The sequence below is a fragment of the Streptomyces sp. NBC_00237 genome (assembly GCF_026342435.1).
Lineage (GTDB): Bacteria > Actinomycetota > Actinomycetes > Streptomycetales > Streptomycetaceae > Streptomyces.
Genome location: NZ_JAPEMT010000004.1, coordinates 229,265 through 241,730 on the forward strand (window position 1 = coordinate 229,265; position 12,466 = coordinate 241,730).

The following is a 12,466-nucleotide window of genomic DNA, read 5'->3' on the forward strand; positions in this document are numbered from 1 at the left end:
AGGAACGCCATGACCGAGCAGGACACGGCCAAAGAACACAGGCTCTTTCTGTGGGGGCACGACGCCCTCCACCTGGAGATCACCCTCGACGACGGCTGCCCGCGCGTCACCCACATCGGACAGCCCGGCGAGGCACTGCCGAGCCCCGGTGCGGCCCTGCCCCTGGTGGAGGTGACGGCCACGGGTCACGGCCGAGGCTGGTCGGGCGACCGCTTGGTGGGCACCGACCTCGGCGGACGGCTGCGGTACCGGAGCCACCGCGCGAGCCGTGACGGCGACTGGCACGTACTGAGCGTGCACCTCCACGAGCCGCGGACCGGGCTGGTCGCCGAGGTGACGTACCGGTCGCCGGACGGCGTCCCCGTACTCCGCAGCGAGGTGACCCTGCGCAACGAGGGGCGGGCCGCGCTGAACCTGGAGTCGGTCAGCTCGCTCGCGGTGGGCTGCCTGGCCCCGCAGACCGAGAGGACCGTCGACGACGCGGACCTGCTGTGGGCGCAGAACGACTGGATGGCCGAATGCCGTTGGCAGCGGCAGCCGATGCGCCTGAGCACACCGGCCCGCAACGGACGGGTGAGCGTCTCGCACGGCAAGGCCGGAATCGCCCTCAACGGGCAGGGCGCCTGGTCCAGTTGCGGACGTCTTCCCATGGGCGGGTGGACGGACCGGCGTACCGGCCGCACCTGGGTGTGGCAGATCGAGCACAACGGCGGGGGCTGGCGCTGGGAGTGCGAGGAGCAGCAACAGGCCGTCTACGCGGCGCTGTTCGGGCCCACCGACATCCACCACGGCTGGCGCCACCCCCTCGAACCCGGCGCCGCGTTCCGTGCCGTGCCCGCCGCCCTGTCCTTCAGCGCCGACGGCGGTCCGGATGCCGCGTTCGCCGCGCTGACCCGCTACCGCCGCCTCCAGCGCCGCCCGCACGCCGACCACCAACGGCTGCCCGTCGTCTTCAACGACTACATGAACTGCCTGATGGGCGACCCCACGACCGAGAAGCTGCTGCCGCACATCGAGGCCGCGGCCGACGCGGGCGCGGAGTACTTCGTCATCGACGCGGGCTGGTACGACGACGAGAACGGCGGCTGGTGGAACACCGTCGGCGCCTGGGAGGCCGCCGCCTCCCGGTTCCCCGGGGAGCGCGGCATCCACGAGGTGCTGGACCGCATCCGGGACCGGGGCATGGTCCCCGGACTGTGGCTGGAGCCGGAGATGATCGGCGTACGCAGCCCCATGGCCACGTCCCTGCCCGACGAGGCGTTCTTCCGCCGCGACGGCATCCGCGTCGCGGAGGCCGGACGGCACCATCTGGACCTGCGCCATCCGGCCGCCCGCGCCCACCTGGACGAGGTCGTGGACCGCCTCGTCGGCGCGTGGGGCGTCGGCTACCTCAAGCTCGACCACAACGTCGACCCCGGTTCCGGCACCAGCGCCCACCCCGGCGAGAGTCCGGGCGCGGGCCTGCTCGGCCACAACCGGGCGCACCTCGACTGGCTCGACGGCGTCCTCGACCGGTACCCGCACCTGGTCCTGGAGAACTGCGCCTCCGGCGGGATGCGCTGGGACGACGCCCTGCTGTCCCGGATGCAGTTGCAGTCCACCAGCGATCAGCAGAACCTCCACCACTACGCCCCCATCGCGGCCTCCGCTCCCACGGCCGCCACTCCCGAACAGGGGGCGGTGTGGGCGTACCCGCAGCCGGAGGACTCCCTCGACGAGGTGGCCTTCACCATGGCCAGCGCGCTCCTGGGGCGGATCCATCTCTCCGGCCGTCTTCCCGAACTGGCCCCGGAGGCGAGCGCGTTAGTGCACGAGGCCGTGGCGGCGTACAAATCCGTCCGAGGCGACCTGCCGCAGGCCGTGCCGTCCTGGCCGCTGGGCCTGCCCGCCTGGGACGACCCCTGGGTCGCGCTGGCCCTGCGTACCCCTGCCGTCACCTACCTCACGGTCTGGCGCCGCCCCGGAGCCGATGCCACGGCGACGCTTCGCCTGCCCCACCTGCACGGCAGCGCCACCCGTTTCGACCTGCTGTATCCCTCGACCAGCCGGGTCGATCACGTCTGGACGCCCGAGCGGGCCGAGCTGCGCGTGACCCTGCCGACCGCACCGTCCGCCGTCCTGCTCCGCATCACGGCTCCCTGAACCGCCACCGTCCCGCTCTCCCCCTCACCGATCGACACCAAGGACCCGTCGAGTGCCCCCTCCGCACCAGCTGGACAAGCGCCCCACCAACCCCGTGCTCCCCGGCCTCCACCCCGACCCCAGCGTCTGCCGGGTCGGCGACGACTACTACCTCGCCTGCTCCAGCTTCGAGTACTTCCCCGGCGTGCCCCTCTTCCACAGCCGCGACCTGGTGCACTGGACGCAGCTCGGCAACGTCCTGGACCGGCCGGAGCAACTGCGGCTGTCCTCCGCGTGGTCCTCCGGCGGGATCTACGCCCCCACCCTGCGCCACCACGACGGCCGCTTCTGGCTGATCGTCACCAACTGCCGCGAGGGCGGCGGCAATCTGATCGTCACCGCCACCGACCCCGCCGGGCCGTGGTCCGATCCCGTCCTGGCACCGGACGTGCCCGGCATCGACCCCGACCTGGCCTGGGACGAGGACGGCACCTGCTGGTGCACGGTCGCCGGGGGGTGGCAGGTCCGCATCGACCCGTCCACCGGGCGGACGCTCGGCACCCCGCACCAACTCTGGGCGGGCGGGCCCGACGCCAAGGCCCCGGAGGCGCCGCACCTGTACCGGATCGGCGGGTACTGGTACCTGCTCATCGCCGAGGGCGGCACCGAGCGCGGGCACGGAGTGTCGATCGCCCGCGGGCTCTCCCCCGCCGGTCCGTTCGAGCCGTGCCCGGACAACCCGGTCCTCACCCACCGGGGCACCGACCGCCCCGTCCAGAACACCGGGCACGCCGACCTGGTCCAAGGCCCAGACGGCTCCTGGTGGATGGTGCTGCTCGGGGTGCGGCCGGGGGGCGGCACCCCGGGCTGGCACGTCCTCGGCCGGGAGACCTTCCTGACCCCGGTGACCTGGGTGGACGACTGGCCGGTCGTCGGCAGGGTCTCCCTGGAGCTGCCCGAGCTGCCGTGGCCGCTGGTCCCCGGGCCCGCCGAGGAGCTGCGGGACGACTTCGACTCCGCCGGACTGCGGCCGTACTGGATCTCCGTACGCGACCGGCCGGTGGAGCACTGCACCACCGAGGAGCGTCCCGGATGGCTGACGCTGCGTGCGCGCGGCACATCGCTGGACGAACCGGACGTGGTGTTCACCGGCCGCCGCCAGCAGCACGTCGCGTGCCGGGCGCGCACCCTGGTCGACCCGTCCGAAGGGCGCGGCGGTCTCGCCGTACGGCTGGACGAGCAGCACCACTACGCGGTCGAGGCCACCGGCACCGAGGTCCGGGTGATCGCGCGCGTCGGCTCCCTGAGCACGGTCGTGGCCGAGCGGCCCGCGCCCGCAGGACCGCTGGTCCTCGCCCTGACGACCGCCCCGCCGCCCGAGGGCGGACCGTGCACCGGACCCGATGTGGTCTCCCTCGGCTTCGAACAGTCCGACGGCACGTTCACCGAGCTGGCGAACCTCGACGGCCGCTACCTGTCGACCGAGGTCGCGGGCGGCTTCACCGGACGGGTCATCGGCCTGTACGCCTCGGACGGCACCCTGCGCTTCGACTGGTTCGACTACGAACCCCTCGACGGCTGAACCGGATCGGAACACCCCCACCACCGACCGAAAGGCACGCCCCGTGAAACACCTGCCCAGACCCGCACACCGTCGCGGCCACGGCTCCGGACGTCTGACCGCCCTGCTGGTGGCGCTGCTCGTCGTCCTGGGGCTGGCCCCCACCGGCACCGCGACCGCCGCACCCGACGCCCCGGCGCGGCAGGCCCCCGCCGCGGTCAAGGTTCCGGCCCGCGCCATGGACGCCGTCGCGGCGATGCAGCCCAGCTGGAACCTGGGCAACACCCTGGACGCGATTCCGGACGAGACCTCCTGGGGCAACCCCAAGGCCACCCGGGAGTTGTTCAAGGCCGTCCGGGCGGAGGGCTTCCGCAGCGTCCGCATCCCGGTGACCTGGAGCGCACACCAGTCGGCCACCGCGCCGTTCGCCGTCGAAGCCGCGTACCTGAACCGCGTCAAGCAGGTCGTCGACTGGGCGGTCGCCGAGAACCTCTACGTCGTGCTCAACGTGCACCACGACTCGTGGCAGTGGCTGGAGAAGATCTCCACCACGGACCACGACCAGGTGCTCGCACGCTTCAACTCCCTGTGGACCCAGATCGCCGCGACGTTCCGCTCCGCGCCGCGCACCCTGCTCCTGGAAGGCATCAACGAACCGGTCTTCGGCCAGGTCAGCGCCGCGCGCAAGGCCGAGTTGATGAACGAGCTCAACACCTCGTTCCACAAGGTCGTCCGCGCTTCGGGCGGCGCGAACAAGGACCGTCTGCTCGTGCTGACCACGGAGTACGCCACACCGTCCCAGGCACTCATGGACAACCTGAACACCACGATCACGTCGCTGCGCGACAGCAACCTGGTCGCCACCGTGCACTACTACAGCTGGTACCCGTTCAGCGTGAACGTCGCGGGCGGCTACCGGTACGACGACGCGGCGCGCAACGACCTGACCGACGCCTTCGCCCGCATGCACCACACCTTCACCAGCAAGGGCATCCCGGTCTACCTCGGCGAGTACGGTCTGCTGAGCTATCCCGACCACCACCACCCCGCCCGCATCGAGCGCGGTGAGGCCCTGAAGTACTACGAGCAGTTCGGGCACGCGGCGCGCCGGGCCGGTGTCACCACCGCCCTGTGGGACCCCTTCGCCTACCTGGACCGGGCCACCCTGAAGTGGCGCGATCCCGCCCTGTTCGCCGTGATCAAGTCGAGCTGGACCACCCGCTCGGGAACCGCCTCCTTCGACAAGGTCTTCGTGGCGAAGTCGGAGCCGATCATTCCCCAGTCGCTCACCCTCCACCGGAACGGCACCCGGTTCCGGGGCCTGTGGCACGGTGACACGAAGCTCGCCGAGGGCCGCGACTACACCCTGTACGAGGACCGGATCACCCTCACGAAGCAGGCGCTGACCCGGCTGACCGGGAACCGGGAGTACGGGGTCAACGCGACGCTCCAGAGCCGGTTCTCGCGCGGGCTGCCCTGGCAGATCGACGTGGTCACCTACGACAAGCCGACCCTGGCCGACGCCACGGGCACGGCCGCCGCGTTCGCCGTTCCCACGAAGTTCCAGGGTGACCTGCTGGCGGCCATGGAGGCGACGTACGGCGACGGCAGCAACGCAGGCCAGACCGAATGGACCGCGTTCCAGGAGTTCAACATGTCCTTCTCGCCGGACTACCCGAAGGACGCGATCACGCTGACCCCCGGGTTCCTGAAGACACTGCGCGACGGCGACCCGGCGATCCTGACGTTCCACTTCCACAGTGGCGCCAAGGCGAAGTACCGGATCACGAAGTCCGGCGACACCGTCACCGGTACGACCGTCAAGACCCCCTGACCGACCGCTCGCCCCGCGCCCCGGCCTCCCGCCTCCCCGGGCGGCCGGGGCGCCTCTCTCTTCCCCTTCACGCCTTCGACCGCCCCGAGGACCGCCATGCTTCCTTCCGACCCCACTCCTGACGAACTCCGTTCCCACCGGCCGGAGTTGTCCGTACCGGCGGACTTCGACGCCTTCTGGCAGAAGACCCTGGCCGAGGCCCGCGCGCACGGCGGGGCGGTGCGGGCCGAGCTGGTCACCGGCGAGCACCTGCTGAGCACCGTCGAGGTGTACGACGTCCGCTTCCCCGGCTGGAACGGCGAACCGGTGGCCGCCTGGCTGCTGCGCCCGCGCACTGCCGAAGGGCCGCTTCCGGTCGTCGTCTCCTACGCCGGATACAGCGGTGGCCGAGGGCTGCCGCACGACAACCTGGTGTGGTCGGCGGCCGGTTACGCCCACCTCGTCGTCGACACCCGCGGCCAGGGCCACGCCACCCCGGACCGGGGCGAGGGCGACGGCACCCAGTGGTCCGGGGGCTTCATGACCCGTGGCATCGACTCACCCGACACCTACTACTACCGCCGCTTCATGACGGACTGCGTGCGCGCCGTGGACGCGGTCGCCGACCTGCCGGGTCTCGACAGCGGCCGGGTCGTGGTGGCGGGCGGCAGCCAGGGCGGCGGCCTGACCCTCGCGGTCGCCGCACTCGCCCCCGAGAAGGTGGCGGCGGCGATGGTCGACGTCCCGTTCCTGTGCCACTACCGCGAGGCGACGCGGACCAGCCTGGACGGCCCGTACCAGGAGATCGTCGAGTACCTGCGTTGGCACAGCCCGCACCGCGTCGAGCAGACCTTCGCGACGCTCGACTACTTCGACGGCGTCCACTTCGCCACCCGGGCGAGCGCCCCGGTCCTGTTCAGCGTCGGCCTCATGGACCCGGTCTGCCCGCCCGCCACGGTGTACGCCGCCTTCCAGCTCTACGCGGGGGCGGACCGGACCATGACCGTCTGGCCCTTCGCCGACCACGGCGGCGGCCACGGCCGCAACACGGCGGCCCAGCTGAAGTGGCTGCACCAGCGGGGAACCGCACAGAAGTAGTTGAAGAATGTCCGACCGGATCGGCAACCTCTCGCGCCCCGGCGGCAACTGGAAGGCGACACCGGCCCCCATCCCCCTCGGGGGCCGGTCCCCCCACTTCCAGAAACGGACGAGCAATGAGCAAGCAGCAAGCCCCGCAGCACCGCCGCCGCAGGCTGCGGCTGGCCGTGGGTGCGCCGGTGGCGCTGACCGTCGCGGGCGTCCTCGCCTACGGCGGCGCCTTCGGTACGTTCGGCGAGGACGCAGAGCCCCGCGCGGGAGCCGCGCCCGCCCCGGTCCCCGCCAGTGCGACGGCGGCCGTCGCCGCGATGCAGCCGGGCTGGAACCTGGGCAACACCCTGGACGCCGTCCCCGGCGAGACCAGTTGGGGCCAGCCCCTCACCACCAGGGCCCTGCTGGCCTCGGTCCGCGCCCAGGGCTTCAAGAGCGTCCGCGTTCCCGTGACGTGGAGCACCCACCAGGGAACCGCACCGGCCTACGCCATCGACCGGGCGTACCTGAAGCGGGTCAAGCAGGTCGTCGACTGGGCCGCCGCCGAGGGCCTGTACGTGCTCCTCGACGTCCATCACGACTCCTGGCAGTGGATCGGCAAGATGGCAGACGACCACGACGCGGTGCTGGACCGCTTCAACAAGACCTGGTCCCAGATCGCCGCCGCGTTCCGCGACACCTCCGCCCGGCTGGTCCTCGAAAGCGTCAACGAGCCGCAGTTCGAGAACGCCGACGCCGCCCGCAAGGCAGCCCTGCTCCATGAGCTCAACACGTCCTTCCACCACGTCGTGCGCGCGTCGGGAGGCAACAACACGAGCCGCCTGCTCATGCTGCCCACCGAGGTCTGCACCCCCGACCAGCCGCTGATGGACAACCTGGTCTCCACCATCACGTCGCTGCGCGATCCCCGGCTGATCGCCACCGTGCACTACTACGGCTACTTCCCGTTCAGCGTGAACCTCGCCGGTGCCACCCGCTTCGACGCGCGGGCCAGGGGCGACCTGGACAAGACGTTCCAGCGGATGCGCGACACCTTCGTCGCCCAGGGCATCCCGGTCGTCCTCGGCGAGTACGGAGTGCTCGGCTACGACCACGGTCCCGGCGCGGTGGAACGCGGCGAGATGCTGAAGTACTTCGAGGCGCTCGGCAACGCCGCACGCGCCAACAAGGTCACCACCACCCTCTGGGACAACGGCTCCTTCTACGACCGGGGCAAACTCCGGTGGAAGGACCCGGAGCTGTTCCGCCAGATCAAGTCGAGCTGGACGACGCCCTCCGCGACGGCCTCCTCGGACCGGGTGTTCGTGGCGAAGTCCCGCCCCGCCAAGGACAGTTCGCTCACCCTGAACCTGAACGGCGCCACCTTCACGGCGCTCAAGCAGGGCAAGACCACGCTGGTGCGCGGCCGGGACTACACCCTCTCCGGCAACAACCTCACGCTGAAGGCGGCCATGCTGGGGCGGCTCGTCGGCAACGGCGCCCCCGGGGTCAGGGCGACGCTCCAGGCCGAGTTCTCCCGGGGAGTGCCCTGGCGCATCCAGGTGGTCAGTCACGAGGCCCCGGTGCTGTCGGACGCGCAGGGTACGGGCGCTTCCTTCCGCATCCCCACCCAGTTCCGGGGCGACGAGCTGGCGACGATGGAGTCCACCTACGCGGACGGCACCAACGCCGGGCCGACCACGTGGACTCCGTACCAGCAGTTCAACACCGCCTTCGCGCCCGACTACGCGAAGAAGACCATCAGCCTGACCCCCGCGTACCTCAAGACGCTCAAGGACAACGCGCGCGTCAAGCTCACCTTCCACTTCTGGAGCGGCGCCAGGGCGACGTACCAGATCACCACGTCGGGGACCACGGTGACCGGCACGAAGTCCTGAAGCCGGGCCGGGGCCCACCGCACCACTGCCCCACCGCATCACTGCCCCACCGCACGCCCCCCCGCACGAGGAGAAGCATGAAGCCGCTCAAACGGCTCGGCCGTCGCCGAGCCTCGATACTGTCCCTGCTGGCCGTGGGTGCCCTGGCGATACCCGTAGCCGCGTCCGCCGTGCCCGACGACACCGTCCCGGCACCCGCGCCCAAGGCCCCCAGGGCTCCCCAGGCCCCCAAGACCTCCGCCGCCGATGCGGCCGATGCGGCCCAGGAGTCCACGCTCGGCGGGCAGGCCGCCACGTCCGGACGGTACTTCGGGACCGCGGTGGCCGCCGGAAGGCTCGGCGACAGCACGTACGCCACGATCCTGAACCGTGAGTTCACCTCGGTCACCGCCGAGAACGAGATGAAGTGGGACGCGACCGAGCCCGCCCGGGGCGCGTTCGCCTTCGGCCCCGCCGACCGGATCGCGAGCCAGGCGGCGGCCCGCAAGCAGCGCCTGCGCGGCCACACCCTGGTGTGGCACTCCCAACTGCCCGCCTGGGTCGCCTCCATCAAGGACGCGAACACCCTGCGCGGCGTGATGAACAACCACATCTCCACGGTGGCGAACCGCTACAAGGGCAAGGTCTACGCCTGGGACGTCGTCAACGAGGCGTTCGAGGACGGCCCCGGCGGACAGCTCCGCCCCTCGGTGTTCCAGAAGGTGCTGGGCAACGGCTTCATCGAGCAGGCATTCCGCACGGCACGGGCGGCCGACCCCAAGGCCAAGCTCTGTTACAACGACTACAACACCGACGACTGGACGCACGCCAAGACCCAGAGCGTCTACCGCATGGTGCGCGACTTCAAGAAGCGCGGCGTCCCCATCGACTGCGTCGGCTTCCAGTCCCACTTCGGCGCCGAGGGCCCGCCCGCCAACTACCGTACGACGCTGGCCAGCTTCGCCGCACTCGGCGTCGACGTCCAGATCACCGAACTGGACATCGCGCAGGCGGCACCGACCGCGTACGCGGAATCGGTGAAGGCGTGCCTGAGTGTGGCCCGCTGCACCGGCATCACCGCGTGGGGCATCCGCGACAGCGACTCCTGGCGCGTCAAGGAGAGCCCGCTGCTGTTCGACGGCAGGGGCAAACAGAAGCCCGCCTACCAGGCGGCACTCTCCGCGCTGGGAGCCAAGAAGCCCGCGGCCGGTCTCCCTGCCTCCTTCCGCTGGACTTCCAGCGGACCGCTGATCGGCCCCAAGCCGGACGCGGCCCACAAGGTCGCCGCGCTCAAGGACCCGACGGTCGTCCGGCACGACGGGAAGTACCACGTGTTCGCCAGCACCGCGAGCAAGTCCGGGTACAACCTGGTGTACCTGAACTTCAAGGACTGGTCCCAGGCCGGTAAGGCCACCCACCACTACCTCGACCGCACCGCGATCGGCACCGGGTACCGGGCCGCCCCGCAGGTCTTCTACAACACGCAGCAGCGCCTGTGGTACCTCGTCTACCAGACCGGCAACGCCTCGTACTCCACCAACCCCGACATCAACGACCCCAGCGGGTGGAGCGCCCCGCGCCACTTCTACCCGTCGATGCCGGAGATCATCAAGCAGAACATGGGCAAGGGCAACTGGGTCGACATGTGGGTGATCTGCGACACCGCCAACTGCTACCAGTTCTCCTCCGACGACAACGGTCACCTCTACCGCTCGCAGACGACCGTCGGCCAGTTCCCGAAGGGCTTCGGCAGCACGGTCATCGCGGCGAAGGACTCCAAGTTCGCCATGTTCGAAGCGAGCAACGTCTACAAGGTGCAGGGCAGGAACCAGTACCTGCTGCTCGTCGAGGCCATCGGCTCGGACGGTCGGCGCTACTTCCGCTCCTGGACCACGAACAGCCTCGCCGGATCGTGGTCGCCCCTGGCCGCGACCGAGGGCAACCCCTTCGCCAGGTCGAACAACGTGACGTTCCCGGCAGGCGCCTGGACGAAGGACATCAGCCACGGCGAACTGATCCGCGCGAGCAACGACCAGACGCTGACCGTCCCGGCCTGCAACCTGGAGTACCTGTACCAGGGTCAGGACCCCAAGGCGGGCGGGGACTACGACCTGCTGCCGTGGCGTCTGAGCCTGCTCAAGCAGACCCATTCGACCTGCTGAGCACCCGCTGACCATCTGATCCCGTGGGCCCCGCCGGTTTCTCCGTGCGGGGCCCACCCCCCTGAGGCAGGAACGGACAGGAAATGAACACACCGAGGCAAGCCGCACGGCAGCGCAGAAGCAGGCGGCACCTCATGCTGTACGCCGCGTCGGCGGTGATCGTCGCGGGCCTTCTCGCCACCCTGGTCGCGGTGTCGTCCCCCGGCCGGAGCGACGCCCCGAGGCCCGCCGCCGCCGCGCCGTCCCTCGTCACCACCCAGGCACCGGCCACCGCTCCCGCGTCCGCGTCCGCTACGAGCGGTACGCCGGTCTCCCCGACCCCGAAGGCCGCCCCCAGCACCCCCTCGGCGCGGCCGTCGCCCACCACGGCCCGGCCGCCCGGGAAGAAGACCGCCGCCCCCGCGAAGCCGAAGGCGGGACGGCTTGCTTCCCCCACCCACCAGGGCGTCGCCACCGCCTACGAGGCCAAGGACGGAAACGGCGCCTGCCTGTTCGGCCCGAGCGCGGACCTCATGGTCGCGGCCATGAACACCATGGACTACGAGACGTCCCAGGCGTGCGGCTCCCACGTACTCGTCCGGGCCGCCAACGGGAAGTCCGTCACCGTACGGATAACCAACGAGTGCCCCCTGCCCTGCGCACCGGGCCAGATCGACCTCAGCCAGCAGGCGTTCGCCAAGCTCGCCGACCTCAAGGTCGGCCGGATCCCCATCACCTGGAGCGTGCTGAGCCCCGCCACCTCCGAGAAGGTCTCCATCCGGTACAAGACCGGCTCCAGCCCCCACTGGTGCGCCCTCCAGGCGCTCGGCCACCGCAATCCCGTGGCCGGTCTTGAGGTACGCACCGCGAGCGGCTGGCGGAAGCTGTCCCGTACGGCCTTCAACTACTTCATCGCCGCGGACGGCAACGGCTGCGGGGGCGCGATCAGGCTCACCGACATCTACGGCGAACGGCTGACCCTCCCCGCGATGGCGGTGCGGGCCGACGTCGTACAGCCCACCGGGGCCCAGTTCGCCCGCCACTGACCGCGCGGGCCACCACGCACCGAGGGCCGGGCCGCTCCCCGACGGGGGACGCGACCCGGCCCTGATGCTCCGTCAGCCTCCGCTGACCGTCAGGTTGTTGGTGGTGAAGTTGAGTCCACCGGCCGACGAGGTGACCTCGTAGCCGAACTGGACGTCGCCGATGGTCTCACTGCCGGGCATCCAGCCCTTGGTGTGCGCGATCCAGTGGAGGATCGGCTTGACGTCCACGGTGCCGGAGTACGAGTTCGACGTCCGCAGGAACGAGAACACCTGGTTCGACCCGTTGGTGCCCTTGTAGACCTTCCAGCTGTGGCCGCCGAGCGTGACGTCGGCCTGCCAGGTGCCGATCGGGCCGACGGCCCCGTGGTGGTTGACCCAGAGCATGATCTCGTACCGGTGGTTCGTGTCCCAGATGTCGTACGACGTGTTGTACGCGCCCGAGGACGGGACGCTGACGTTGTAGTCGCTGGTGAGCCGGGCCAGGGAGTCGATCGTCTTGTTGATCGCCTTCGTCGAGTTGGGGTACGACTTGATGCCGCCGCTGTCGGGGTGGTCGGCCCAGACACCCCAGCTGGTACCGGAGTTGGCCCAGGCGCACTGGCTGCCGACTCCGGAACCCCAGACGTTGTTGTAGAGCGTGTAGCCGTCCAGACGGGTGCTGCCCCACTGGTCGCAGGTGTTCCAGACCGCCGCCGAAGCGGGGGCGGCGGCCAGGCCGACGGTGGCTCCGAGAGCCAGTACCGGCGCCAGTACGGCCAGTTTGACCTTGCGTATCGCGCTTGTTGCCATGGTGTCCCTTCCACGGGTGGGGGGGAAGTGCGATGTGCTGCCGCGCCCTC

General features: G+C 70.7%; 8 protein-coding genes. 7 read left to right on the top strand and 1 reads right to left on the bottom strand.

Annotated features, from left to right (window positions below; translation table 11 throughout):
* Positions 1-9: 9 nt before the first annotated feature.
* The 7 genes from OG897_RS33440 to OG897_RS33470 all read left to right on the top strand — a co-directional run bounded on the left by OG897_RS33440 (position 10) and on the right by OG897_RS33470 (position 11,627).
* Complete coding sequence (locus OG897_RS33440) at positions 10-2,142, top strand: glycoside hydrolase family 36 protein (protein ID WP_266662865.1); 2,133 nt, start codon at positions 10-12, stop codon at positions 2,140-2,142.
* A gap of 52 nt (positions 2,143-2,194) precedes the next feature.
* A complete protein-coding gene (locus OG897_RS33445) occupies positions 2,195-3,703 on the top strand; it encodes a glycoside hydrolase family 43 protein (RefSeq protein WP_266662867.1) in 1,509 nt (502 codons plus the stop codon).
* Positions 3,704-3,746: 43 nt separating this feature from the next.
* Positions 3,747-5,516 carry a cellulase family glycosylhydrolase gene (locus OG897_RS33450; protein ID WP_266662869.1) on the top strand — a complete coding sequence of 590 codons (1,770 nt, stop codon included), beginning with the start codon at positions 3,747-3,749 and terminating at the stop codon, positions 5,514-5,516.
* Positions 5,517-5,612: 96 nt separating this feature from the next.
* A complete protein-coding gene (locus OG897_RS33455) occupies positions 5,613-6,593 on the top strand; it encodes an alpha/beta fold hydrolase (protein WP_266662870.1) in 981 nt (326 codons plus the stop codon).
* Between the two features lie 116 nt (positions 6,594-6,709).
* Positions 6,710-8,461, top strand: a complete 1,752-nt coding sequence (locus OG897_RS33460; RefSeq protein ID WP_266662871.1) for a cellulase family glycosylhydrolase — start codon at positions 6,710-6,712, stop codon at positions 8,459-8,461.
* A gap of 77 nt (positions 8,462-8,538) precedes the next feature.
* Positions 8,539-10,602 carry a non-reducing end alpha-L-arabinofuranosidase family hydrolase gene (locus OG897_RS33465; protein ID WP_266662872.1) on the top strand — a complete coding sequence of 688 codons (2,064 nt, stop codon included), beginning with the start codon at positions 8,539-8,541 and terminating at the stop codon, positions 10,600-10,602.
* Between the two features lie 83 nt (positions 10,603-10,685).
* Complete coding sequence (locus OG897_RS33470; protein ID WP_266662873.1) at positions 10,686-11,627, top strand: expansin EXLX1 family cellulose-binding protein; 942 nt, start codon at positions 10,686-10,688, stop codon at positions 11,625-11,627.
* Positions 11,628-11,699: 72 nt separating this feature from the next.
* On the opposite strand, the gene OG897_RS33475 is transcribed toward OG897_RS33470, so the two are convergent.
* The gene (locus OG897_RS33475; RefSeq protein ID WP_266662874.1) at positions 11,700-12,416 is read right to left on the bottom strand and encodes a hypothetical protein; all 717 of its coding nucleotides are present in this window, start codon (positions 12,414-12,416) and stop codon (positions 11,700-11,702) included.
* Positions 12,417-12,466: the final 50 nt, after the last annotated feature.

Coding starts and splice junctions, on each gene's coding strand:
- OG897_RS33440 (WP_266662865.1), top strand. CDS start 10: ATGACCGAGCAGGACACGGCCAAAGAACACAGGCTCTTTCTGTGGGGG.
- OG897_RS33455 (WP_266662870.1), top strand. CDS start 5,613: ATGCTTCCTTCCGACCCCACTCCTGACGAACTCCGTTCCCACCGGCCG.
- OG897_RS33460 (WP_266662871.1), top strand. CDS start 6,710: ATGAGCAAGCAGCAAGCCCCGCAGCACCGCCGCCGCAGGCTGCGGCTG.
- OG897_RS33465 (WP_266662872.1), top strand. CDS start 8,539: ATGAAGCCGCTCAAACGGCTCGGCCGTCGCCGAGCCTCGATACTGTCC.
- OG897_RS33470 (WP_266662873.1), top strand. CDS start 10,686: ATGAACACACCGAGGCAAGCCGCACGGCAGCGCAGAAGCAGGCGGCAC.
- OG897_RS33475 (WP_266662874.1), bottom strand. CDS start 12,416: ATGGCAACAAGCGCGATACGCAAGGTCAAACTGGCCGTACTGGCGCCG.